Below are 24269 nucleotides of genomic sequence, written 5' to 3' on the forward strand. Positions count from 1 at the left end.
CCGCTGGGCGTCCCCACCTGCGCGGCCCGCACCCTCGCTGCCTACACTTCCGGCCATGGACGATACGTCGCTCGAGACGCTCGGCGCGGGCCAGTACCTGCTCATCACCAGCTACCGCAAGAACGGCACCGGTGTCGCCACGCCGGTCTGGGTGGTCCGCGACGGAGACGCCCTGGGCGTCTGGACCGTGGCCGACTCGTGGAAGGTCAAGCGCATCCGCGCCCGGGCCGACGTCCTCGTCGGCCCCTGCGACCTGCGCGGCAGGCCGACCGGCGACCAGGTCCCCGCCACCGCCGAGATCTGCGACGAGGCCACCAGCGCCCGCTACCGCCGGCTCATCGCCCGCAAGTACGGCATCACCGGCCGCCTCACCCTCTTCGGCAGCCGACTGCGCCGAGGCGTGAACGGCACGGTCGGCATTCGCCTGACGCTGACGCCGGCCGGCTGATCGCCGGCATTGGCCGCGCCCCGAAGGTGGCGGCAGCGCTTCGGGAGGGCTCCCCTCCGAGCGGACCATCGCCGGGCGGTACCGGCTGCGGCAGCGGCTGGGCGCCCGCGCTGCGCGTCTGCGATCAAACCTGCGGCGTGAGGGGGCAGTTACTCGGGGTATCCCACGAGTCTCCATGGAGCGCACTCATATTGAGCGGCCCAATCGCCGTATGCGCCCTCGCGGGCGGGCAATCGGAAGCCCGCCCGCGAGATGCTTCGCCTCAGGGCGCGTCCACCACCGTGCCCTTCACCACCGGCGCACCGGGCACCCATTCGCCCTCGTCGTCGGCCAACTGGAAGCGCACCGACTCGGCCTGCTCGGTCACCGTGTCCTTCACCGTCGGCAGCGTCAGCTGCGTGCTCGTGGCGCCTGTCGGGACGGACACCCACAGATTGAGGTCGTCCACCTCGGACAGCGCGCGCTCCGGATCCGGCGAGGCACCGGACGTCCCCCCGAGCCACTCGGGATCGACGTCCTTGGTGGAGAGTGCCGCACCGTCGGTGACCGGCACCAGGGCGAACACGCCGCCCACCTCCACATCAGCGGCGGCGGACAGAGTCACCCGCCACTTCAGCGGCTTCCCCTCGGTCACCCGGTCCGCGACCGGCTGCACCCCGATCGTCGGCATCGGGTCGTCGTTCTCCGCGGTCACCCCGCCCAGGTGCGAACCGACCACGGCCGTGCGGACCGCCTTGACGAAGACGTTGTGCGGGAGGTCGTAGCCGTAGCGGGTGTTGCCGCGGATCTTCACCGGCACGTCGATGTCCTGCGCACCGGGCCGCACCGTCACCAGTCGGTCCGTGGCCTTGCCCGTGACCGGGTCGGCGACGAACAGCCGCACCTGCCCGCTGCCATGCCCGGACACCTGCACCGGCACTCGGTACGTCCGTTCGCCCGAGTTCCCTTCCTTGACGGTCAGCCGTCCGACGTCGACCCGGGGCAACGCAGCCTCCCGCACTTCCGGCGTGCCCGGCTGCCAACCCCAGGCATCCATCAGCCAGGCCCGTCCGGACCTCGTACGCGGCGTCAGCTCCAGGGACTTGACGTGCCGCAGGTCGAGCGACGCCGCGTCATCGGCGCCGATCGGCACCCGCACCTCACGCGCCCAGTACGACGCCGTCCGGTCCGACCCCGGAAGCCCGTCGACCTCGACCCGGCCGAGGGCCCGGTGCCGGCCGGCGGTGTCGGTGACGGAGACGTCCAGCCGCGTCCCGGTGGTGTTCGGCGGCACGATCACGCGCAGCGCCAACGCCTTGGCACCCGTCAGGGACAGCGGCCGCTCGGGACGTACCCGTACGGCCGATCCCGCCGCGGACCAGCGCAGCGCGACCGCGCCGCGGCCGGGCTCGCGGTCGGTCTCCCACCGCGCGAAGTGCGGGGAGCCGCCGGCCGTCTCCGACGACAGACAGGCGGTGGTCGTAGTGGGATGCACAGCCGAGCACAGCCGGCCGCCTCCTCCGCTCACCGTGACCTTGCCGTCCGGCAGGAATCCCGCGCCGCGCCGCGCACCCACCGCATGGGTGAGGACGCGCGCGGGGCCGGCGGAAGGGGCGCGGCGGCCCGAACCGTCGAGCAGCGGGCGGACCCGGTCGTCCTTGGCGACGAACAGCCGTGCCGCAGCGGCGATGTAGGCGGCACCCGCCTTGTGCTGCTGGTCGGCGGTCAGCCGGGTGCGGGTGCCGGTGGCGCAGACCGGGTCGGGCTGTTCCTCGTCGTTCCAGAAGTCGTCGTCGGCGGGGGCCTGGGCCTGGCCCGGCGTCCACTCGCTGTTGAAGTAGTTGTGGTTGGCGCCGACCATGTACACCGCGCTGTGCAGTGCGGTACCGCGGCTGACCCGGCGGGTGCCGTCGACGTACACCTCGCCCTGCAGGTCGGAGACGTCCCCGTCACACCCCGGCAGGATCGTCATCGACGGTACGTCCGCGACCGGGTTCTGGCCGAAGATCGTCGGGCCGATGAGCACGGTGCCGCGGATGTGCCAGCGCACCGGGCCGCGATAGCCGTCCTGGTTCGCGGGCGGCGGGTAAAGGCTGTCCATCGCCGCCCGGTTGACGCCCTCGCCGCCCCGCGAGTGCCCGACGAGCAGCACACGGGACAGATCGGCCCTCGGCACCTTCCGTACGGCGGCCGGGGCCTTGGTCGGGTGGGCGGACCAGTCGGCCCAGCGGGCGAGATGCTGCCGTACGAGCGAGGAACGGGCCTGCGCACCGCCGTCCTCGGCGCTCCAGTCCTGGCCGTTGACGCCGTTGGCGGAGATCGACACGGTCACATAACCCTGGGAGGCCAGGAGCCGCTGGTCGCGCAGATAGCCACGGTGGCTCGGCACCGGCTCGGCGCCGGCGGCGCAGGGCCAGTCGCCGCTGATGTCGCCCTGCGGTGTGTAGCAGGTGGAGTGGCGGCCGTGGAGGAACAAGGCGAGTGGACGGCGGCCGTCGGCGCCCCTGGGCGCCACCACCACGGCCCGCATCTCGACCGGCTCCGCGTATCCGGGAAGCCGTACCGGGTCGAGGCCGTACTCGCCCGTGACGGTCCGGTACGCGCCCGGTTTGCCGGGGTCGACCTGGTTCACCGGCAGTGGCGGCGGGACGGCCACCGCCGAGCGCGCGTTGCCGGCGGTCGGGCTGGGCGCGTCCAATCGGCGGCCCGCGGCCCGTACTTCAAGGTCCTCCACGGAGTCCAGCCGGACCCCGTCGAGGCCGAGCCGGAACGTACGTCCGTCCTTCGCCGGCGCCGGACGGCCGAGCAGCCGGTCACCGGCGTAGAACTCGACGCGGGCGTCGCCCATCGGCACCCGCTCGTCGGACCGCCACACCAGCTTGCGCGCGGACCCGTCACCGGTGATGCTCCAGTCGTCCGGCAGGCCCTCGCCACTGGGGGCGTCGGTCGAGTTGGCCGACGGCCTTGCCTCGGACGCCGATTGAGCTTGGGCCCACCCTGGCGACGCCCCCGCCACCGTGAGCGCCGTTAAGGCGGTGACCCATATTCGCCGGGCACGAATCACGTGCCCCTCCTTCCGTTCGCACCGGGACGGCCCCGGGCCCTTCATCTGGGAAGGACGGAAGGTGGTACTTGTGCGTTGCCTGTGGCGGGAGCAAAGAGTGGTTGCTCGCGGGGCGAACTAGGTTGGGCACAGCGGGAGATGACCGCGCGAACGAGGGCACGCACGCGCGGCGAGGGCGGGCGAGGAGAGCCGTCGGCAGCCCCGAGCCGGGCCCGGGGTGTGGGAGCCGGGAGAGCGGGTCAGGTCCAGGCGCGGTAGGGCTCGTCGATCAGCTGGAACACCGGCTCGCTGCGAACCGGGTCCTTCGCCGTGGACAACCGCACCCGGTCCCCGCTGTGAATACCGATCGGCGGGCCGATGACCCGGCCACGCACGACGAACCCCTCGGCCATCTCTATGAGGGACACATTGCGCGCCGCGGGGGTGTTGCGGTGGACCACGGTGGAGTGCCGGACGGTCCCCACCCCCTCGCTGCGCTCGGTCCGCAGGTCACTGCCCTGGCAGACCGGACACAGCAGCCGGTGGTACATGGCGGTACCGCACCAGGTGCAGCGCTGGAAGACAATGGCGTCCCTGTCCGGGGCCGCGGGGTCGAGTACGCCGGCCCCGGAACCGGCGGTCTGGCGAACAACGCTTCCTGAGTGGTGGTACACGCTGGTCAACTCCCTGCGCTCGGCCGGAATCCCACGTGCGCGGGTCACCCGAGCACGCACGTGCCCGGTTCACCGTGCCACCGTGCACGGCCTCAGCGTATGGCACTGAGTGCCACTCGTAAAGGCACTGCGTACCCTGAATTATGTGAACGGGTCGAGCGTGCGGATCACGTGCCCGGGCCGAGCGCCGTCTCGATTTCCTGAACGACCCGCCACAGCGGCGCACCGCGCCGGGACACCACGACCACCACGTCCTCGGCCGGTTCGTCACCGCCCGGGCGCGGGGTGGGGCCGGTACCGAAGGCCGACTGCACATATCCCAGGGCGTGGTCCACCTCGGCGCTCGCGTCGCCCTGGCCGTCGGAGCGCAGCCAGGACCGCAGCGCGTTGTTGTGGGCCGCGACCACTGCGGCGGCGATCACGTCGGCCTGGAGCCATCCGTCGCGCCGGCCGGCGAAACGCTCGCGCAGGTACTCGGCCAATTGCCGCTCATAACGCCACACAACGGACAGCTCGTACGCCCGCAGCCCAGGCACCCTTTTGGTGAGGCGGTAGCGCTGCACCGAGAAGGTGGGGTTCTCCGCGTACATGCGCAGTACCAGCCGGGCCGCGTCACACACCCGGCGCACCGGCTCGTGCCCCTCGCCGCTCGCCGCGAGGAAGGCCGTCATGTCGGCCAGGCACCGCTCGTGGTCGGGGAAGACCACGTCCTCCTTGGACGGGAAGTAACGGAAGAACGACCGTCGCCCGACGCCCGCGAGCGTCACGATGTCGTCGACGGTCGTCTGCTCGTAGCCCCGCTCCAGGAACAGCTGGAAAGCCGCCGCGACGAGGGCGTCCCGCATGGGGGGCTTGGCGGCCGCGGCCTCCGCCTTCTCGCCCTTTTCCGCCCTCTCGGCCTTCTCGCCGCGGCCGGATGCCGCGCTGCTGGAGCTCATGGACGGGAACGTAGCACCTGAGCTGGGTTGATGGCACTCAGTGCAGTGGTGTGGGGGAACTGAGTGCTGTGCTCGGACTTCGCCCCCGATGGGGTCCGGGCGGCCGTTCAGCCAGGGCCAACGCGGTGGGTTGATCGTATTGATCGGAAATGATCGATACGATTGTGGGCGTAGAGTGAGCGCCTCGGGATCACGCTGCGCGTGGCCCGCGGGATCGTTCGACCGGCCTCGCCCCAGGGGGAACCATGCGACTGCACGTCGACCAGCGCCACGAGCGGGTGCTCGAACTCGTCCGGGAGCGGGGCAGCCTCCGCGTCGCCGAACTCGCCACCGAACTCGGCGTCTCAGCCGTCACCCTGCGGCGCGACGTCGAAGCGCTCGCGGCGCAGGGCCGGGTGCAGCGGCTGCACGGCGCGGTCGTGTGGCCGGGGGACACCGCCACCGAGGTGCGCGAACGCCCTGCGGGCGCCGACGGCGCGGTGATCGGAATGATCGTCCCGACCACGAACTACATCTTCGCCGACATCGTGCGCGGCGCCCGGGAAGCGGTCGCGGCCCAGGGCGGCCGGCTCGTACTGGGGGTGTCCGGCTACGTCGACACCGAGGACTCGGTGCAGGCCGACCACCTGCTCTCGGGCGGCGCGGAGGGACTGCTGGTCGCGCCCAGCTGGTTCGGCGGCGTGCCCGAGAACGGTCAGGAGAAGTGGCTGCTGGAGCACGGCGTTCCCGCCGTCCTGGTCGAACGCCTGGCCCCGCCCGGAAACCCCGCCGCCGTGCTCGACCGGGTGCGCACCGACCGGGCCCACGGCGCCGCGGTCGCCGTCGGTCACTTCGCGAGCCTTGGGCACCGCAGGATCACCGCCGTTCTGCAGGAGGGCCCGCACGCCAACCAGATCACCGCCGGCTACCAGGCCGCCGTGCAGGCCCTGGGGCTCGACGTGGACAAGGGCGCCGCCCCGACCGTGCGGGAACACGGGGACTACGAGGCGAGCGTCGACTATCTCGTCGAGGCGGTGAAGAAGCGTGGCGTCACCGCCGCGCTGGTGCACAGCGACGAGGACGCGATCGTGCTGGTGCCGCGGCTCCAGGCGTGCGGCATCCGGGTCCCGGACGACCTGGCGCTGATCGCGTACGAGGACGAGGTCGCCGGCCTTTCCGACGTGCCGCTCACCGCTGTCGCGCCGCCCACGCGCTCCGTGGGGGAGCTGGCCGCCAAGCTGCTGCTGGAGCGCCTCGCCGAGCGCCGGAGCGGGCAGCAGCCGGGGCCGCGTCAACACCTGGACCTGCTCCCGGAGTTGAGGGTCCGCTCATCCTGTGGTGGCGAATCGATCGCCGAATGAGCGAATAGCGATCGTTTTGAAGTGGGCCGCCGCGCCCATGCCCAGCTGGGGCACCGCCGCCAGCGGCAATTACGGCGGCACCTCCTACGGCGTCCTCAAGGGCAGCGAACACGCCGACGCCGCCGCCGAGTTCATCACCTGGCTCACCACGGACAAGGCCGGCGTCGAGGCCAGGCTCGCCGACCTCGACTCACCCAGCAGCGCACTGCCGGCCGACCCCGAGATGCGCGAAGTGGCCGCCGCCAAGTTCGACACCGCGTACCTGAACGGCCAGAACCTCTACGCCCTCGCGTCGCAGCAGGTCGACACCATCGTCCCCGACTGGACCTGGGGGCCGAACCAGATGGACGTCTACACGGCCATCCAGGACGAGACCGCCAAGTCGGGCTTCACACGCGGCATCGAGGCGGGACAGCAGAAGGCGGAGTCGGGCATCGCCGAACGGGGTCTGAAGCTCGCGCAGTGACGGTGCGGGGCGGGGCGGCGGAGCAGTGCGGCGGGGCGGTTCAGTGGTGCCTCGCCGCCCAGGGAACCGGCGGCCCGCCGAGCGCACCTTCCAGCCTCTTCCAACCTCGCCCCCAACTCCTGCACCGCCTCCACCGGCCTCTCCCGCCCCACCCACCAAGGAGCCGCAGTGGCCCCACCCCTGGCCCGCCCCACCAGCCGGCCGGCCAAGAGCCGCCACACCCCGTCCCAACCCCGGGCGCAGCTCCCGGCCCAGTTCCCCGCCCAGCCCCCGAGCGCCTCGCGTCTCCTGCGCAGCCAACGGCGTACGGCCGCCCTGCTCATCACACCGTTCTTCGTGCTGTTCGCCGTGGTCATGGTGGCGCCCATCGGCTACGCCGTGTGGATGAGCCTGTTCCAGGAGCGTTCCTCAGGGCTCGGGTTCGGCGGCACCGAGCGGGTGTTCGCCGGCTTCGGCAACTACACCAAGCGCTGGCCGACACCGGCTTTCGCGCATCCTTCGCGCACATCGCGCTCTACTGCGCCCTCTACATCCCGGTGATGATCGGCGGCTCCCTCGCCCTGGCCCTCCTGGTCGACTCGGCCCTCGCCCGCGCCAAGCGCTTCTTCCAACTCGCCCTGTTCCTGCCGCACGCGATCCCCGGACTGATCGCTTCGATCATCTGGATCTATCTGTACACGCCGGGACTGAGCCCGGTGCTCGAATGGATCGGAGCATTCGGCGGCTCCTGGGACTTCTACGCCAACGATCACGTGTTGGCGTCGCTGGTCAACCTGAGCGCCTGGCAGTGGATGGGCTACAACATGGTCATCTTCTACGCCGCCCTGCAGGCCGTCCCGCGCGAAGTGATCGAAGCGGCCGTTGTGGACGGTGCCGGTGCACTGCGCACCGCGCTGCAGATCAAGGTGCCGATGATCGCCTCAGCGATCGTCATGACCGTTCTGTTCACCTGTGTCGGAGCGATCCAGATCTTCACCGAGCCGAAGCTCCTCAACCAGCGTGGAGCGCCCTCGATCGACACCGAGTGGTCCCCGACCCTGTTCATCTGGAAGGCCGGATTCGTGCAGCACGACTACGGCATGGCCGCCGCCGCGTCCTTGCTGCTGGCCGCCCTCGGCGTTGTCCTCTCCTACCTCGTCACCCGGATCGGCAACCGGTGGAAGGCGGCCACGTCATGAGCATCCTCACCCACAACACCGCACCCACCGCCGAGCCCTCCGCCACGCCCCGGCCCATCACGGCCACGCGCCGCCGCACCACCCCGAACGCCCTGGTCTCCAAGGGCGTTGTCAATGGGCTGCTGATCGTCGCCGCCGGCTACACCCTCCTGCCCGTCACCTGGCTGCTCTTCGCCGCCACCAAGAACCACCGCGACCTCTTCGCCACATCCGGGTTCGCCTTCGGTGACTTCAACCTCCTCACCAACCTGCACCAGGCGCTCACCTTCAACGACGGCATCTACCTGCGCTGGTTCGGCAACAGCGTCCTCTACTCCGTCATCGGCTCGGCAGCCTCCACGTTCATCTGCGCCGCCACCGGCTACGCCTTCGACAAGTACGACTTCCGAGGCAAGGAGAAGCTGTTCGGACTGGTCCTCGGCGGTGTCCTCGTCCCCACCACCGTCATCCAGCTGCCGATGTACCTGCTCGCCACCAAGGCCGGCGTCGTCAACACCTACTGGGCGCTGCTGCTGCCCGCCCTGGTCAACCCGTTCGGCGTCTACCTCGCCCGCGTCTTCTCCGAGGGCTATGTCCCGAACGAGATCCTGGAAGCGGCCCGCGTCGACGGCGCCGGCGAACTGCGCACCTTCGCCCGCATCGCCCTGCCCATGCTGGCACCCGGCTTCATGACGATCTTCCTGTTCTCGTTCACCGCCAGCTGGAACAACTTCTTCGGCGCCCTCGTGATGCTCAACGACGAGCAGCTCTACCCGGTCAACCTGGGTCTGTTCATGTGGAACAGCGTCACCCAGCAGCAGCCCGAGTTCTACTCGCTCGTCATCACGGGCTCGCTCGTCGCGGTGGCCCCGCTGATCGTCGCCTTCGTCTGCCTGCAGCGCTTCTGGCGTTCCGGCCTGACCGCGGGCGCGGTGAAGTGACGACGCCCTCCGCCACGCCCGCTCCGGAAGGAACCCTCCTGAACAGCATGCGCCGACCCCACACCGTGCTGGCCATGGGAGCCGGTATCCACAGCCGACTCCTCGCCGACAAAGCCCTCGACCGCCTCGAATCCGTCGTTCGCGTCGACACCACGACCACCGTCACGGACTTCACCACCGCCGACCCGCGCCAACTCGCCCGCACCGAAGTCCTCTTCACCCACTGGGGCGCACCCTTGCTCACCGAGGACGCGCTGCGCCGCATGCCCCGACTGCGTGCGGTCGTCCACGCGGCCGGCTCCGTCAAGCACCACGTCACCGACGCCGTCTGGCGCCACGACATCGCCGTCTCCTCGGCCGCCGCCGCCAACGCCGTGCCCGTCGCCGAATTCACCCTCGCCGCCATCCTCTTCGCAGGTAAACGCGTCCTCGACGCCTCCCGCACCTACGCAGCCACCCGAACCCAACCCGACCTGTTGCCGTACTACAACGGTTACGGCAACTACCACCGCACCGTCGGCATCGTCGGCGCCTCCCGCACCGGCCGACGAGTCCTGGACCTGCTGCGCCCGTTCGACCTCGACGTCCTGCTCCACGACCCCTACCTGAGCCCGAACGAGGCGCACGCCCTCGGCGCGGCGCAGGCCGGCCTCGACGAACTCGTCCGGCGCAGCGACGTGGTCTCCGTCCACGCACCCCAACTGCCCGAGACGCATCACATGTTCGACGCCCGGCGCATCGCCCTCCTGAAGGACGACGCCACCCTCATCAACACCGCCCGCGGCCGCCTCGTCGACACCGACGCCCTCACCGCCCACCTGGTCACAGGCCGTATCCACGCTGTCCTCGACGTCACCGAACCCGAGGTACTGCCTGCAAACTCGCCGCTGTACTCCCTGCCCAACGTGCTGCTGACCCCGCACATCGCGGGTTCCCTCGGCAACGAACTCGGCCGGATGACCGACTGGGCCGTCGAGGAAGTCGTGCGGTACGCACAGGGTGTGCCGTTCGCGTACGAGGTCGCGCCGGACGAACTGACCCGCTCGGCGTGAGAGAGAAGGCGAAGCCGGCCAAGCCCGTCAAATGCGTGAAGCCCGTCAACCCGCCAACAACCAGTCAGGGAAAGGACCTTCCGTGCACGAAGCCGCGCACCGCGTCCTCGTCGTCGGCATCGACGGCGTACGCCTGGACGCACTGAACCGTCTGCCCACTCCCCACCTCGACGCCCTGGCCGCGGAAGGCTTCCTCGCCCCGATCGAGGTGGACGCCGACACGCCCACCATGTCGGGCCCCTGCTGGGCGACCGTCGTCACCGGCGTCACGGTCGCCAAACACGGCGTCTGGAGCAACGACTTCACCGGCAACCGCCTCGACGTCTTCCCCGACTTCGCCACCCGCCTCGCCGTCCAGGACGGCCGCCGCTCCTTCGTCGCCGCCGGCTGGCAACCCCTGATGCAGGCGCACCACGGCGGTCCCCTCTTCCGCGCCCCGTCCAGAACGGCGTACATCTCCCCGACGGCCGACACGCCCGAAGCCTGGGAACACTGCGACGAGCAGATCACCGACGCGGCGGTACACGTGCTGGCCGATGCTGAAGCGGGAGCCGAAACCGTAGTGGGAGCCGTATCCGTAGCGGGAGCCGAAGCCGCCGATGACATCGAGGCGTCCTTCGTCTACCTCGGGCCGCCCGACGAGACCGCACACTTCCTGGGCTGCGGTGAGGAGTACGAGGCCTCGATCCGCCGCGCCGACGCCCGCCTCGGCCGGCTGCTCGCAGCCGTGCGCTCCCGGCCCTCGTTCGCCGACGAGCAGTGGACGTTCCTCGTCGTGACCGACCACGGCCACGTCGACGCCGGCGGCCATGGCGGCCGTACGTCCGAGGAGCGCACGGCCTGGCTGGTCGCCGCCGGGCCGGGCATCGGCCCGGCGCCGCGTCCGCTACGGCATGCCGATGTCGCGGCCCAGGTGTTCGCCGCCCTCGGCCGACACCCGGACCGGCACTGGACCCTCGACGGCCGCCCGTTCGCCGCCGCCCCGCACGCCGTGCTCCTCGACATGGACGGCACGCTCGTCGACACCGAGTCGCTGTGGCTGCGCACGGTGCGCGAGGCCGTGCCCCGGATCGGCACCGACGACCTCTTCGACGTCCTGGGCCGCTCGGCCGCCGAGGCCGCCCTCCGCCTCCTGCCCCTGACCGGCGACGACGACCCGCAGCCCCTCGCGGCGGACCTGGAAGCCCGCTTCCTGACGGCCGTACAGCGGGAAGCCGCCCCGCTCCCCGGCGCCCTCGCACTCCTCGATCTGCTCCAGGAGTCGGGCATCCCGACGGCGCTCGTCTCGGCGTCGTCGCGGCCGGTGATGGACGCCGTCCTGAAGACGCTGGGCGCCGACAGATTCGGTACGACGGTCGCGGAGGGCGAGACTCCGCGCGGCAAGCCCGCCGCCGACCCCTACCTCGCCGCCGCCCGAGCCCTGTTGGTGGACCCCGCGGCATGTCTGGCCGTCGAGGACTCGCCCACGGGCGTCGCCGCGGCCGAGGCGGCGGGTTGCCGGGTGCTCGCCGTCCCGTCGTACGCGCCCATCGAGCCCGGTCCGCGGCGCACCGTGCGGCGGGGCCTGGAGGGAATCGGGAGGGAGGAACTGTGGGCGGCCGGGCTGTGACCTCGACCGGTCCGACGTTTGTTCGGTGACGGCCGGCCCGCTTACGATCGGCTGCCGCCGCAGCCGAGGAGCCCCGCATGCCACCCGCCCGACCCCGCCTCCTGTACGTCACCGACCTGGCCTACCAGGCACGCGGGCGGCGCTACTGCGACGAGGACATCTTCCTCACGTCCCGACTCCGTGAGGACTTCGACCTCGCCCTGTGCCATCCCCGGGACGCGGCGGCGCTCATGGACGCCTTCGACGCGGTCGTCGTCCGCAACAGCGGCCCGGTGCTGGGCCACCAGGCCGCGTACGACGAGTTCCGCCGGCGTGCTGTCACCGCGGGGACGCGGGTCTACAACCCACTGTCGGGCAAAGCGGACATGGCGGGCAAGCAGTACCTGCTCGATCTGACCGTCGCCGGGTATCCGGTCATTCCGACCGTGGACCGTCACGAGGACCTGCACCTGCTGCCCGAGTCCGATCGGTATGTCGTCAAGCCCAAGCTCGGCGCCGACTCGATCGGACTGAGGATCGTTTCGGACCCGGCAGCGGAGGGCGCGGGTGAGGAGGCCGGCGGGACCGTCCTGATCCAGCCGTGCGTCGACTTCGCCTACGAGGTCTCCTTCTACTTCGTCGACCACGACTTCCAGTACGCCCTGTACGCGCCGCACACGGACCGGCGCTGGCAGTTGGAGCCGTACGAACCAACCGACGGCGACCTGGAGTTCGCCCGGCGCTTCATCGAGTGGAACGGCATCGACCACGGCATCCAGCGCGTCGACGCCTGCCGGGCGCCGGGCGGCGAACTGCTGCTGGTCGAGCTGGAGGATCTCAACCCCTATTTGTCCCTGGACGCCCTGGACGACGGGCGCAGGGACGCCTTCGTCGTCGCGATGAAGGCGTCCCTGCACCGTTTCCTCGCCGCCGAGGGCTGACCGCGGCCGCGCTCACCCCAAGCGGACGATGATCTTCTGCGTCGCGCCCTTCGTCGTGCTCAGGTCGCCGAAGGAGAGCCTCAGTGACGAACCGGTCGTCGCCGCGGTCACCGTGGACGGTTTGGAGACCACCGCGGACACGGCCCTGTTCCAGGTGAGCGTCAGGCTCGTCTGCATCCGCATCGGATCGCTGACGCAGATGACCGCCGTGCCGTCGGACCTCTCACTGATCATCACGCAGCACGGGTTGCTCGCGACGAGGGGTCCGGCCGTGCCGCCGAACCAGAAGTTGACGCCGGTGAAGCCGAGCGAGTCTACGGCGACGCCCTGCTGGTCGTTGGTGTTGGCGAGGACGGTCAGCCAGGTCGTGGCGGCGGCGCGGGCCTGGGTCCGGGCGGCCGTCGCACCCGGCATGAGCAGATAGGCGTAGCGGCCGTCGGTCGGATTCGTGCCGTGATCGACGTACAGGGTCAGGTACTTGCGGTTGAGGACCGTCGTGGAGCCGCCCTTGTTGATGTCGCTCCACCTACCGTCCCGCGCGTCCCGCAGTGCCTTGACGGTCGTGCCGCCGGGGAAGACATAGCCGCCGTGCCCGCCGATGTGCGCCCAGGTGGCACCGGTGAGCGTCTCCGACCAGGGGTAGCCGGCGGGCATCGCGGTGCCGTCGACGACGAAGGGCGCACCGCCCGTGGGGCCGAGGTTGCGGTTCTCGACCGTCGTCTCCACTGCCGTGCCGTCGGTGCACTTGATACCGGCGCCGAGGCAGACGACCGTGTCGTCCAGGAAGAACCAGGACTTCTTCGCGAGCAGCGTGGACTGCAGGCCCTTCAGGTACTGCCCGGTCGCCGCCCGCTGCCCGTCGGTGGCACCGCCGACCCAGTTCACGTCGGGCAGGGAAGCACCCCAGTCGCCACCGGCCGCGTCCGCGAGCGTTTTGCGCGATGTGGTAGTGCCGGGCAGCCGGTACGGGTCGACCGTGGGCCAGAAGGCGTCGCTGTACTGGCCGTTGCCGAAGGTGTCACCCCACCAATAGAGCATCCCGGAGCCGGTGTGCCAGCCGCGCAGGTTCTCTCCGTTGCCGGTCTCGTAGTGCGTGATCCGCCGGTCGGCCATGCTGAGCGAGGCGGCCCAGCCTGGTCTGCGGTGCGTGGCCCGGGCCATGTTGGCAAACAGTCGGTGGCCGGTCGGCTCGGCGATCGAAGTGATCGAGGTGTCGTCCAGGACCGACTTGAGGCGGGCCAGAGCGGTGAGACCGATCGTCTGATTGCTCATGGGTGGGCTGTAGTAGTCCCGTTGCAGCCACCCCTTGACCAGACCGCGCCAGCGAGCATTCTCCGTGGCACTCGCTCCCTGACCGAGCAGAACGATCGACGCGAGGATCGGATGGCCCCGCAGGTGATCGTCCTGCTGGATGTGTTTCGTGTCGGACGCGGACAGTCCCCGGCTGATCGCCCGCCCCGACACGCTGTCCATCACCAGCCCGTTGTAGAGGAACGGCGCCCACGCCCGCTCCACCGCGTCGAACACGATCTGTCGGTTCGCGTCGGTGACCTCCCAACTCGACCCGGCGAGCAGCGCGAACAGCGAACCGAGCCCGCCAAGCAGCACCGAGCCGTACGAGCCCGTGTACGGCACCGTGGTGTGCTGGATGAACGACCCGTCCGTGTAGAGCCCGTCGCCACTGGCCACGTACGGGAAGACGGGCGAGAGGGCGTCCCGCGCCAGCGCGACCTTGGCGGAGTTCGCACCGACGATCCCCCGCAGTGCCAGCACCCGACACAGATCGACGCGATTGGCGCCGGTACTGGTGCCGGTGTAATCGGCGACCGCCGAGTCGGGCACGAAGTGGTCCACCGCGGCGGCGTAGTCGGCGAGCCGGTCCGCCGGCAGGTGGTCGTACATCAGCACACAGACGTCGAGCAGCGCCTGCGGAGCACCGATCTGCCAGCTGTACCAGTTGCCGTAGCGGACCTGGCTCGCGTTGTAGACCTCGCAGTGGAGGTGATCGAGTCCGGTGAGGATCGCGTCCCTGAGCCCGGTGTTGCCGGTCAGGCCCGTGCCCTGCTGGGAGTACGCCTGGGCGAGCGTGTTGAGCCGGTGGTAGCTGGTGTTCATGTTGCCGGAGTAGCCGTACGACTCCTGATCGGTGTCGGGCTCCGGATCGGCGTACACCAGATCCGGCCAGAGTGAGCCGGCCGCCGGGGCCATGGAGGACCGCAATTGGCCCGCGGTGCTGGCGAGTTCGGCGAGCCGGCTCTTGAACGGTTCCGAGGTGGGGTTGAACCCCTCGCCCAGAATGAGCGCGCGCCACTTCGCCCGCAGCGTCGTGAACTCGTCAGCCTCCGCGGCCGGTTCGGCGGACGGAGGCGCGGCGCTCGCCTGGCCGGACAGGCCGAGCGCGACAGCGGTGCCGGTACTTGCGGCCAGAAAGCCGCGACGTGACCAACGAGTCGTCATGACGGCGCTTTCTAGCAGGAGAACGTTCAAACGCTCAATAGTGAATACTGAAATGATCGTATCGATCATTTCGGGGGAAGTGGAGGGGGTGAGCGTGAACCGGCGCGAGGCGGTCGGCGCCTTCCGCTGAGCCGTGGCGTCCTCCGCTGAACCGGCGGGACGGCAACCCCGTATCACTCCTCGGGGATTGGCGAAGCCCGTGAAGACGGGACGGAAGGAGAGCGGCGTGCCCACACGGCCCGGCCCCGCGCAGCCCGACGAAGACCCGGCCCTGGAACCCATCCGCGTCCTGCGCCCACGTCGCACCGACGCACTCGCTGAGCTGTTCAAGGAGTTGGAGCAGGAAAGGAACGGCTACGAGACCGTGGTCGTGCCCGGTGCCCCGCCCGGCGCCGAGGACGCGACACAGGAACTCCCGGCCGTCGCTGGGGACACGAGGATCGCACCGCGCGGCAGTGCCGCTCGCCCAGGCCCGGACGCGCCCGCCCCGGACACGCCAGGCCCGGGGATTCGCCGCGCGGCCGTCGCTGTCGCCGTGACGGCCGCCGCGGTGATCGGCTTCGGCGGCGCGCTCCTGCTCTCCGGCCGCGACGACGGTACGGCGGCGGCGAAGGATCCGGCTCCCTCCGCCACAGCCTCCGCGTCGGCCGCGCCCACCCGGGCGGCCCCCGGCGCGGGTGGCTCGCCCGGCGCCGACGAGCACGGTGACCCGCCCGCCTGCAGCGCGTCCTTCCGGACCGTCAGCAGCTGGCAGGGCGGCTATCAGGGCGAGGTGACGGTGACCGGTGCGCCCGCGTCCTCGGCCGCCGGCTGGACGGCGACGGTCGTACCGGCCGACGGCGCCCGCCTCACCCAGGTCTGGGACGGCACCCTCACCACGGCCGGGGACGGTACGGCCACCGTCGCCAACGCGTCATGGAACGGGAAGCTGGCGCCCGGCGCGAGCGTCAAGTTCGGCTTCATCGCCGACACCTCGGCGTCCGGTGCCCCGTCCGCGGAGGTCACCTGCGCGGCGACGGCGGATGCTTCCTGACGCCCCGGACGGCCGCGCGCCTCGGGGCGAGGGCAGGGCGTCCGGTCAGCGTCCGTGGTCGACCAGCGCCTGCGACACCGCACGCACGCTGCGGGCGATGTGCTGCAGCTGCATGACCTCCGCCGCGTACAGCTTGATGGTGTGTTCGATGACCGACTCCGGCATGCCGAGGGCGGGCAGGTCGGCCCGGGCGGTCTGCAGTGCGGTGCGCGCGACCCGGATCTCGTTCTGGACCTGGATCTGCGCATGGCGGGCGAGCAGCACGGGGTGGCGGATCAGGGCCGGGTAGCTGGCGTAGCGGGCCGGCACCAGCTCACGCAGCCACTTGGCCGCCGAGCGTTCCCAGTCGTAGGAACCGGGGGTCTTGACCTGGCACGGCCAGTCCGGGGTGATGCGCGTGGTCGTCAGAGGCATGATCATCGCTTCCGGGTGTGCGGCGTCGTCCGGGGTGTTCGACGTGGTCGGGGCGGCCCCGGCCTAGGGGATGACCGGGGCCGCCGCCACGGGCGCTCGCGCAGGCGATGCCCGACCGAACAGCCCGCGCGCCGACGCGGGTAGGAGACGGCGGCAACGGGTGTTCGTTGAGGAGCCCGGAAGGCAGACGGCGGTCGCACGACGGATGGGGTGACGTGCGCATGAACGGACCGGCTGCTCTCTGCGGGCGGATGGTGCGTGTGAAGTATTTATATATGCCGTCCGCTTTGCAAGACGTATGAAAACATTCATGCGTGATTTGAAGTGAATGGTCCCCGTGTGGTGCGGTTCGAGGGAAGTGGGGCGGGATCAGTCCCGGAGGAAGAACTGGTGCTGGTCGGAGATGTGCTCGTAGTCCTCGAGCCGGGCCTGCGTCCGCTCCGGGTCGGCGTCGGTCATGGCCTGCAGCAGCGCGGCGGCCATCACGCCGGGCGCTGCGTAGGAGTCGAAGACCAGCCGGGAGCCGGTGCCGGTGGCGAAGACGACGTCGGCGTTGTCGGCCACCGGCCCGAGCGCCAGGTCGGTGATCAGGGCGACCCGCAGTCCGGCACTGCGCGCGACCCGTACGGCCGTCAGGGTCTCCTGGGCGTGCCGGGGCATGGAGAACGCCAGCACCCAGGTGCCGCCCGCCTCACGCGACTGCAGCAGCGCGTCGTAGGCGACACTGCCGCCCCGGGTCACCAGCCGCACATCGGGGTGGACGCGGCGCGCCGCATAGGCGAAGTACTCGGCGAGGGACGCCGAGATGCGCAGTCCGAGGATGGTCAGCGGGGTCGACCGGGACAGCTTGCGGCCGATGTCGATGACCTGGTCGGGGTCGCCGAAGTCGCGCCGCAGGTTCTCCAGGTTATCGATCTCGGCGTCCACGGCGGACTGCAGTTCGTTCGCGCCGTTCTCCTCGGCCGCGGGGCCCCCGGCGAGATGGCCGAGCGCGATCGACTGGAGCTTCTCCCGTAGCGCGGGGTAACCGCTGAAGCCCACCGCCGCGGCGAAACGCGTCACCGACGGCTGGCTGACACCGACCCGCTCGGCGAGATCCGTGATCGAAAGGAACGCCGCTTCGGTGATGTGCTCGATCAGATACTGGGCGATGCGCCGCTGCCCGGGGGACAGCCGGGGCTGATCGAAGAGTGTCCTGAGCTGGGAAGTCGGGGACGCCTCCGCTTCGCCGGCGGACTTGCCCGAGGTGATCGCGGATGCCTGTGCGCGTGCCTGCTGCGGCGATGGCAGGGAGGCGGCTCCTTTGTCTTCCACAGTGCTTCAACATAGCTCACACACTGTGGTGACCTGGGCTGGTATGAGGCCCGCGCTCACCGACGATAGATGGTGATCGAATGGCCGACCGTATCGATCGGGTGACTGGAGTCGATCAATTCGGCCATTCGGCCGGTCGCCTTGGCTGCCGAGGAGTCCGACACGACCAGCAGTCCGTGCACCTCACGGGCGGGTACCTTGCGCGGATCGGCGGCGCGGATGCCGTAGAAGGACGGCACACCGCTGCCCTTGTACACCAGCCAGATCCGTTCGCCGCGATACCGCTGGTCCAACCGGTCCGCGAGCCGCCCCAGATCCTGGCCCCAGTCCACGTTCGAGTCGTGCAGCCGCAGATGGGTCCTCGCCGGACCGCCGAACGCCTCGTTGGAGTACGGCAGGTAGTACGGGTACGTCCGCAGCGAGCTGACCGCGACGAACGCCACCAGCGCCCCCACCGCGACCGGCGCCCACCGCCACCGCACAGTGAGCACACAACCCGCCGCCACCGCCAGGAACATCGGTACGAACACGGCGTAACGCGTGCCGAAGTCCCGTGACCCGAGCATCGCCGCGGCAAGCAGGACGGCGGTGGGCACCAGCAGGTAGGGCGCCGCCGGTCGCAGCCGCCGTGCGGCCACCACCGCCACGACACCCGCCGCCCACAGGGCGAGCATGCCGAGCGGTGTCTTCACCAGCAGGGCGGCCGGCAGGTAGTACCAGAGCGAGCCGGTGTAGAGCCGGCCGAACAGGAAGCCCTGCCACGGATACTCCTCGAAGCCGAACTGGACCCGCATCCCGTCGCCGTAGGCCTCCGGGAACGGCAGCAGGTCGATGACGAGTTCGCGCAGCCCGTGCACGACGGGTACAGGCTGCTGCGGCGTCCAGCGCAGCCGTGGGTCGACCACCAGATACGAGGCCCATACGACCGCGATGGCGGCCACCGCCACGACCCCGGCGCTCACGGCCGCCCGTCCGAGCACCCGTCGGCGGGACTCCGAGGGCGACTTCGCGCACCACACCGACAGCCCCGTGAGCGCCAGTAGTACCGGGACCGCAGCCAGGGTGCTCATCTTCGTCGCCAGCGCCGCACCGAGGGCCACCCCGGCGAGGGGCACGTACCAGCGCGGCCGTCGTCGGGCCCGCCACAGCAGCCAGACCGATGTCAGCACGAATCCTGCCGCCGGAACGTCCAGTGTGGCCAGCGAGCCATGTGCGATGAGGTCGGGGGAGAAGGCGTACAGACCGAGCGCCGCCAAACCGCCCGCCGCACCGGCCAGTTCACGCGCGAAAGCGAATACGATCAATCCGAACAAAAGCGTTAAAATGATCACAGGGAGTCGGGCGAACAGCATCAGCCGCCATGGATCGTTGCCCGACTCGTACAGCAGGTGCCGACCCAACTGGCCCTGATCGCCGCTGAAGGAGCGATCGACGTGTGGATCGGCCGCCGCCACTCCGACGGCGATGACGAGCTTTCCGAGCGGCGGATGCTCGGGGTTGTGGATCAGTCGGTGCTCGTGCAGATACTCGCCCGCCGTGCCCACATACACGGGCTCGTCGATGGTCGGAGTCTGCTGTACAGCCGTCGTCACCATGGCGGCAGCCATCTGGCCGAGCAGCACGACCACGAGGAGCGGCACGAGCCAGCGCCTGCCGGACAGCCGCGAGGACAGCGCGAAGGAGGCGCCGGACCCGACGGAGGGGCCGGACCCGGCGGAGCCGTCGGGCACACCGGAGCGCCCCTCCGGGTCCGAGGCGGGGACCGAGTGCTGTTCGAGCGCCATCTTCCGCTCCGCGGCGCCGTCGACCCCGCGGCGTCGGGAACTGATCCGGAGTCGGCCCATGGGCCCACTCTGCACCAGCTCCCGCCCGGGGACGGCGTTACCGCCTGAGGAGTCGTACCGACAGACCATCCGTCGTGCAGACGGGTACGGCTCGCAGCGTGCGGGAGTTCAGCTCCACGTGGTCGAACCGGCCGCGCAGCTGTGACGCCTCGATGACGGGCACCGTGGTGCCTGCGAGCGGCGGACGCTCCGCGTCGAGGCGCAGCGAGAGGACGCTGCCCCGGCCCAAGGTGACCCGGCGGGACACTTCGAGCGCCGCACCGTGGTTCTTGCGGACCAGCAGTTCCAGGGCGGAATCGCCGTCCTGGACGTACGAGCCGCGCACCCGCAGCACCTTGTCCGCGCGGAGCGTGCCGCCCTTCACCCGCACGTCGCCCTCTCCGAGGGCGTTGGCGGAAGCGGCCACCAGGATGCCGTCCTCGACCACCGTGCCGCCGTGGTACCGGTTGTGCCCGGTCAGGGTGAGCGTGCCGGTGCCGCGCTTGGTCAGACCGCCGTCGCCGCGGATGTCATTGCGCCAGCTGTCGGCCGCGCCGAAGCCCCCGGCCGCCGCGTCGAGCGTGACGGTCACGTCGGAGTCGAAGGCGCCGTAACCGTCCGCCGCGGTGAACAGGTCGAGCCGTCCCCACTGCTCGAAGCCGTCCAGCAGGACGTATCCGCCGGGCAGCGCGGTCGTGCGCAGCACCTCGCGGCGCTGCGCCGCGGTCAGGTACGGCTGCCGCGTCTCCAGCAGCACCTCCGCGCCCTTCGGCACGGTCAGGGGCTCGTCGCGCCCGCGCCGGGTCAGCACGTAGGTCAGCTTCGGCTCGACCGTGCGGGCGTTGGCGTCACGGTCGGCGTACGGGTCGGTGTCGCGGCCGGCCGAGTGGGCGTACGCGTCGAGCGTGCCGGCCGTCGTGCCGGTCCGCTCCTTGAAGTACGCCAGGGCCTGGGCGCGGGCGGCGGCCTTGAGTTCGGCGTTGGCCGGGTCGGTGAGGGCGGCGGCGGCCAGGGCGGTGGCCATGATGCGGCCGCCGAGGACGTCGACCGTGGAGTGCATGCCCGCCACGATGCGGGTGTGGCTGAGCTCGAAGGCGCGGGTCACCAGCTCCTGGAAGCGCTCCGGCACGGCGTAGGCGTACGCCAGGGCCGCCAGGTGCAGGGCGTTGGTGTGCCCGCTGGGGAAGCCGCCGTCCTCGGTCGCGGTCTCCCCGCGCTGGCGCAGCAGCTGCGGGGCGACGACCACCTTCGACTCGTAGACGGGAAAGCCGAACTCGTCCTTCCGGCCGGTGTCGACGACCTCGCTGTCCTCGTTCATCCGCCACGGACGCGGGTACTGGAAGGCGAACTTGGCCGGGTTGCCGGAGGCGAAGGGGCCGCGCACGGTGTCGACCAGCTTGGCCACCTGGCCGAGTTCCGAGTCGTACGATCCCGCGCCGATCGCGGAACCGGCCGGGGCGTCCGCGGGCACGGCGTCGCTGATCTTCCCCGAAGGGGTGCCGTCCGGAGCGCTGGTGATCGATGTGACCGCCTTGGCGCCCGACTTGTACAGGTCGGCAAGCGGACCGAGACCGGCGATCACCGAGTAGCTCTGGTGCTGACGGTCGATGATGAACGATTCCTTCGCCTGAGCGTCCGTGCGCGAGGCGGTGATCCGGACGCTGTAGTGCATGTTGGCGCGCAGCAGGTCGGGCATGAGAGGCGTGCCGGTGTTCCAGGCCCCGCCCGTCTTCCATATCTTCGCGAAGCCGCCGAGAACGCGGATCACCGCATTGGTCTCTGGCGTCAGGTTCGCCATCACGTTGGTCTTGTAGTCGTCGACGAACGCGGCTGCCTGCGCGGCCGCCTTGGCGTCCGCGGCGGGGAGCCAGCCGGCGACGGCAGGGACGGCCAGCAGGGCCGCACCGCCGCCGGCGGAGGTCAGGAGAAAGCGCCTTCTATTGAGGGGCGGGGTGGTGTGGCGCCCGACGGAAGCCGGCATGGTGCCTCTCTCGAGTTCATCGGCCCGAACGGCCGGAAGGAGATCTAAATGATCGGCTCGACCGTCTGGTGCACATGAGACGCACGAAACGCAGGGGGATCGAGTCTTACGAGCGAAGATCTACGGGCGAGTTGTGTCGGACTCGGGAGGGCGCGGAGTCCGGCAGATGTCAGACGAGTGAACGGGCAAGTGCCAGGGCGCCCTCGACCGGCGGCACTTCCAGACGCCAAGGCCGAGCCCCCGGCGCGCTGTCGGCGAGCGCGTTGGTGAAGGCGTCGTACAGGACGGGCTGGGCGAGAATGGTGCTGCCGGCGACCACGACGTCGTCCACCGGGACTCCGCGCGAGGCGAGTTGACCGACCAGCGCGGCCAGTGACCGGCCGCCCTTGTCGATCACCGCACGGGCGAGCGGTGAACCGGCCCGGGCGGCTGCGAAAACCACCGGCGCGTGCCGGCCCCACTGAGCGGAGGGACTCTCGGCGCTCTCCAACGCCGCGCCGAGTGCGGGCACTTCGGCGACGTCGAAAGCGTCGAGGAGCCCGCGCGCAAGTGCGTCGGGCTCCTCGCCGAGATCGTGCGCCGCCCACACCGCACGTACGGCCTCGCGGACGAGACCCGCCGAGCCGCCCTCGTCGCCGAGGACCGCGCCCCAGCCGCCGACCTGGACCGCCCTGCCGTCGGTCAGCCGGCCGACCGCGACGGACCCGGTGCCGGCGACCAGCCCGACCCCCTTGTCCAACCCGGCGGCAGGGACGAGCAGTTCGGCGTCGCCCACCACCGACGCAGGGGCGTCGAAGTGGAGTTGGAGCGCGGTGCGGATCCGGCCGCACTGGCGAGGTGTCTCGCAGGCGTGCCCGCCGACCGCGAGGGCTGAGGGACGCCCAACGGCCGGCAGGGCGTCGGCGACCAGTGCGGCCAGCCAGCCGGCGGCGGCGACCGGGTCGTGCGGCCGCCAGCCGCCGCTCGTGCGGACATGATCGGCGACCATGGAGTCCCCCGCGAGTGCGCGCAGGTGCGTCTTGGTGCCGCCCACGTCGATACCGACCACGAGAGGAGGCGAGTGGGGAGTGTCCTGCACGGATCCTCTTTCGTCGTTGCGCGTCGGCTGCGACGGCGGGCGAACCGTGCCTGGGCGTGCGGAGACGCCGCGATGAGCGGCGTGGATCCGCGCCGTTGAGCTTGGGGAAGCCCCGGGACGGGCTTCGTTGCCGGGTGCGGCAGGCGAGTACCGCGTCAGTTCGTTAGGAAGTTAACTAACGAAGTAGGGTGCGTCAAGGGGCGCGGAATTCCCGTTGCCGAAGGATCATTTCGGCGGTTCCGGCCGCCGCAGCACGACCTGGGGAGACCATGGACCTGAGCGAGAGCGCGCGTGCGGTGTTCGCGGTGCTGGCCGGGGCGGGCACCGCGACCCGGCCCCAGCTGGCGGCCGGTGCGGGCCTGTCCAAGCCGACCGTCTCCGCCGCCGTGGCCGAACTGGAGGCCGCCGACCTCGCCGCCCACTCCGGCACTGCCTCCGGCGCCACGGGCCGCTCCGCCGCCGTCTACCGACTCGGGCCCGCCGCCGGTGCCGTGCTCGCCGTCGACCTCGGCCCCGCCCGGACCCAGGTGCGCGGCTGCGCCCTCGACGGCACCCTGCTCACCGAGTGCGCCGGCTCTCGCGAGGACGCCGCCGGCACCGTGCGCAAGGTCCTCGACGCGCTGCCCGCCGACGCCCCGCTGCGCGCCGTCGTCGTCGCCGTCGGCGACGTCACGACCCGGGACCGGGACGGCAGCGGGATGCGGCCCGCGACCGCGAAGGCCGGACCCGTCTTCGACGCGATGGCCGTCGCGCTGCCGCCGGGCGTACCCGTCCACCTGGAGAACAACGTCAACTGCGCGGCCCTCGCCGAACTGCACGAGGGTGCGGCCCGAGGCCGTCGCACGTTCGGATATCTGCGCATCGGCGTGGGCATCGGTCTCGGCATCGTCGTAGGAGGCCAGGTACTGCGCGGGGCGAACGGGGCCGCCGGTGAGGTGGCCCGGCTGCCGTACCCGTGGGACGAGGGCCGCGAGCCGCGCCACGAGGCGTTGGAGGACCGCATGGGCGTACGTTCCCTGCTGCGCCGGACGGCCGAGGCGTGGCCGGACGACGACGAGCCGTGCCCCGAGACCGCCGAGCAGCTGTTCGCCCTCGCCGGGACGGGCCACCGCGCGGCCGGTGCCGCGGTCGCCGGGCACGCCGCGGACATCGGCCGGCTGGCCGCCGCAGTGGCCGCCGTCCTCGACCCCGGACTGATCGTGCTGGGCGGTGCCGTCGGGGCGAATCCCCAGCTCGTGCCGGGTGTCCGGGCCGAGCTCGGCCGGCTGAGCTGGCCCACCGACGTCGTCAGCAGCGCGCTCGGCGACAGCGGCACCGTGGTCGGAGCCACCCGCCTCGCCGTCGCCCGTGGAATCCAAACCGTGACCGGGGCGGTCCAGGCGAAGCATTGACGGACTCCGCCCGCTTCTGCCAATGTCCGGACAAGCGCTTTCTGAGCCGGCGGGACCCGGCTCGGGACGAGGTACTCCGCCGTACGTCGCGTACGGCGAGCCGTGCGAGGGCGTGCTCGTACGGTCACGGCCAGGACGACGGCCGTGGACCCTCGTCCGACACGGCGGAACGACCGGGCGAGGTCGAGGGCCGTAGGGCGCCATCCACAGG

18 protein-coding genes and 1 pseudogene are annotated in these 24269 nt (G+C 71.1%); 10 read left to right on the forward strand and 9 right to left on the reverse strand.

The features are described 5' to 3' along the window. Positions 1-55 precede the first annotated feature (55 nt). Complete coding sequence (locus AB5J55_RS39545) at positions 56-448, forward strand: PPOX class F420-dependent oxidoreductase (RefSeq protein ID WP_369275253.1); 393 nt, start codon at positions 56-58, stop codon at positions 446-448. A gap of 262 nt (positions 449-710) precedes the next feature. Here AB5J55_RS39545 and AB5J55_RS39550 read toward each other — a convergent pair whose 3' ends face one another. The 3 genes from AB5J55_RS39550 to AB5J55_RS39560 all read right to left on the reverse strand — a co-directional run bounded on the left by AB5J55_RS39550 (position 711) and on the right by AB5J55_RS39560 (position 4989). Continuing rightward, positions 711-3491 carry an alpha/beta hydrolase family protein gene (locus AB5J55_RS39550; RefSeq protein ID WP_369275254.1) on the reverse strand — a complete coding sequence of 927 codons (2781 nt, stop codon included), beginning with the start codon at positions 3489-3491 and terminating at the stop codon, positions 711-713. Between the two features lie 239 nt (positions 3492-3730). Then, positions 3731-4144 carry a Zn-ribbon domain-containing OB-fold protein gene (locus AB5J55_RS39555; RefSeq protein WP_369276423.1) on the reverse strand — a complete coding sequence of 138 codons (414 nt, stop codon included), beginning with the start codon at positions 4142-4144 and terminating at the stop codon, positions 3731-3733. A gap of 167 nt (positions 4145-4311) precedes the next feature. Then, the gene (locus tag AB5J55_RS39560) at positions 4312-4989 is read right to left on the reverse strand and encodes a TetR family transcriptional regulator (RefSeq protein ID WP_369276424.1); all 678 of its coding nucleotides are present in this window, start codon (positions 4987-4989) and stop codon (positions 4312-4314) included. Between the two features lie 338 nt (positions 4990-5327). Here AB5J55_RS39560 and AB5J55_RS39565 point away from each other — a divergent pair, with 338 nt between their 5' ends. The 7 genes and pseudogenes from AB5J55_RS39565 (at position 5328) to AB5J55_RS39595 (ending at position 12567) form a co-directional block, all read left to right on the forward strand. After that, positions 5328-6422, forward strand: a complete 1095-nt coding sequence (locus AB5J55_RS39565; RefSeq protein WP_369275255.1) for a substrate-binding domain-containing protein — start codon at positions 5328-5330, stop codon at positions 6420-6422. After that, positions 6400-6888: an extracellular solute-binding protein gene (locus AB5J55_RS39570; protein WP_369275256.1), complete on the forward strand. Its 489-nt coding sequence runs from the start codon at positions 6400-6402 to the stop codon at positions 6886-6888. The genes AB5J55_RS39565 and AB5J55_RS39570 overlap by 23 nt, the downstream gene beginning before the upstream one ends. 288 nt (positions 6889-7176) lie before the next feature. Then, positions 7177-8066, forward strand: a pseudogene (locus tag AB5J55_RS39575) (carbohydrate ABC transporter permease). Beyond that, complete coding sequence (locus AB5J55_RS39580; RefSeq protein WP_369275257.1) at positions 8063-8986, forward strand: carbohydrate ABC transporter permease; 924 nt, start codon at positions 8063-8065, stop codon at positions 8984-8986. The pseudogene AB5J55_RS39575 and the gene AB5J55_RS39580 overlap by 4 nt, the downstream one beginning before the upstream one ends. 47 nt (positions 8987-9033) lie before the next feature. Beyond that, complete coding sequence (locus AB5J55_RS39585) at positions 9034-10038, forward strand: hydroxyacid dehydrogenase (protein WP_369275258.1); 1005 nt, start codon at positions 9034-9036, stop codon at positions 10036-10038. A gap of 82 nt (positions 10039-10120) precedes the next feature. Continuing rightward, positions 10121-11647, forward strand: a complete 1527-nt coding sequence (locus AB5J55_RS39590; RefSeq protein ID WP_369275259.1) for an HAD-IA family hydrolase — start codon at positions 10121-10123, stop codon at positions 11645-11647. A gap of 77 nt (positions 11648-11724) precedes the next feature. After that, complete coding sequence (locus AB5J55_RS39595; RefSeq protein WP_369275260.1) at positions 11725-12567, forward strand: hypothetical protein; 843 nt, start codon at positions 11725-11727, stop codon at positions 12565-12567. A 12-nt stretch (positions 12568-12579) separates the two neighbouring features. On the opposite strand, the gene AB5J55_RS39600 is transcribed toward AB5J55_RS39595, so the two are convergent. After that, a complete protein-coding gene (locus AB5J55_RS39600) occupies positions 12580-15024 on the reverse strand; it encodes a polysaccharide lyase 8 family protein (protein WP_369275261.1) in 2445 nt (814 codons plus the stop codon). A 226-nt stretch (positions 15025-15250) separates the two neighbouring features. On the opposite strand from AB5J55_RS39600, the gene AB5J55_RS39605 reads away from it, so the two are divergent. Beyond that, complete coding sequence (locus AB5J55_RS39605) at positions 15251-16057, forward strand: cellulose binding domain-containing protein (RefSeq protein ID WP_369275262.1); 807 nt, start codon at positions 15251-15253, stop codon at positions 16055-16057. A gap of 45 nt (positions 16058-16102) precedes the next feature. On the opposite strand, the gene AB5J55_RS39610 is transcribed toward AB5J55_RS39605, so the two are convergent. From AB5J55_RS39610 to AB5J55_RS39630, 5 genes are all read right to left on the reverse strand, one after another. Continuing rightward, positions 16103-16477, reverse strand: coding sequence for a hypothetical protein (locus AB5J55_RS39610; protein ID WP_369275263.1), 375 nt, complete (start codon positions 16475-16477; stop codon positions 16103-16105). 363 nt (positions 16478-16840) lie between these two features. Beyond that, a complete protein-coding gene (locus AB5J55_RS39615) occupies positions 16841-17761 on the reverse strand; it encodes a MurR/RpiR family transcriptional regulator (protein WP_369276425.1) in 921 nt (306 codons plus the stop codon). Positions 17762-17841: 80 nt separating this feature from the next. Further along, positions 17842-19392, reverse strand: a complete 1551-nt coding sequence (locus AB5J55_RS39620) for a phospholipid carrier-dependent glycosyltransferase (protein ID WP_369276426.1) — start codon at positions 19390-19392, stop codon at positions 17842-17844. 274 nt (positions 19393-19666) lie between these two features. Further along, the gene (locus tag AB5J55_RS39625; protein ID WP_369275264.1) at positions 19667-21589 is read right to left on the reverse strand and encodes a phosphatase PAP2 family protein; all 1923 of its coding nucleotides are present in this window, start codon (positions 21587-21589) and stop codon (positions 19667-19669) included. 169 nt (positions 21590-21758) lie between these two features. Further along, positions 21759-22667 (reverse strand): N-acetylglucosamine kinase, encoded by a 909-nt coding sequence (locus AB5J55_RS39630; RefSeq protein ID WP_369275265.1) that lies wholly within the window; start codon positions 22665-22667, stop codon positions 21759-21761. A 269-nt stretch (positions 22668-22936) separates the two neighbouring features. Between AB5J55_RS39630 and AB5J55_RS39635 the strand changes: the two genes are divergently transcribed. After that, positions 22937-24058, forward strand: a complete 1122-nt coding sequence (locus tag AB5J55_RS39635) for an ROK family protein (RefSeq protein ID WP_369275266.1) — start codon at positions 22937-22939, stop codon at positions 24056-24058. The last annotated feature ends 211 nt before the right edge of the window (positions 24059-24269 follow it).

This window comes from Streptomyces sp. R11, assembly GCF_041051905.1.
GTDB lineage: Bacteria > Actinomycetota > Actinomycetes > Streptomycetales > Streptomycetaceae > Streptomyces.

Excerpts from the sequence above, each read along its gene's own strand:
- AB5J55_RS39580 (WP_369275257.1), top strand. The coding sequence starts at position 8,063 with ATGAGCATCCTCACCCACAACACCGCACCCACCGCCGAGCCCTCCGCC.
- AB5J55_RS39545 (WP_369275253.1), top strand. The coding sequence starts at position 56 with ATGGACGATACGTCGCTCGAGACGCTCGGCGCGGGCCAGTACCTGCTC.
- AB5J55_RS39585 (WP_369275258.1), top strand. The coding sequence starts at position 9,034 with ATGCGCCGACCCCACACCGTGCTGGCCATGGGAGCCGGTATCCACAGC.
- AB5J55_RS39600 (WP_369275261.1), bottom strand. The coding sequence starts at position 15,024 with ATGACGACTCGTTGGTCACGTCGCGGCTTTCTGGCCGCAAGTACCGGC.
- AB5J55_RS39595 (WP_369275260.1), top strand. The coding sequence starts at position 11,725 with ATGCCACCCGCCCGACCCCGCCTCCTGTACGTCACCGACCTGGCCTAC.
- AB5J55_RS39560 (WP_369276424.1), bottom strand. The coding sequence starts at position 4,989 with ATGCGGGACGCCCTCGTCGCGGCGGCTTTCCAGCTGTTCCTGGAGCGG.
- AB5J55_RS39565 (WP_369275255.1), top strand. The coding sequence starts at position 5,328 with ATGCGACTGCACGTCGACCAGCGCCACGAGCGGGTGCTCGAACTCGTC.
- AB5J55_RS39610 (WP_369275263.1), bottom strand. The coding sequence starts at position 16,477 with ATGATCATGCCTCTGACGACCACGCGCATCACCCCGGACTGGCCGTGC.
- AB5J55_RS39620 (WP_369276426.1), bottom strand. The coding sequence starts at position 19,392 with ATGGCTGCCGCCATGGTGACGACGGCTGTACAGCAGACTCCGACCATC.
- AB5J55_RS39625 (WP_369275264.1), bottom strand. The coding sequence starts at position 21,589 with ATGCCGGCTTCCGTCGGGCGCCACACCACCCCGCCCCTCAATAGAAGG.
- AB5J55_RS39635 (WP_369275266.1), top strand. The coding sequence starts at position 22,937 with ATGGACCTGAGCGAGAGCGCGCGTGCGGTGTTCGCGGTGCTGGCCGGG.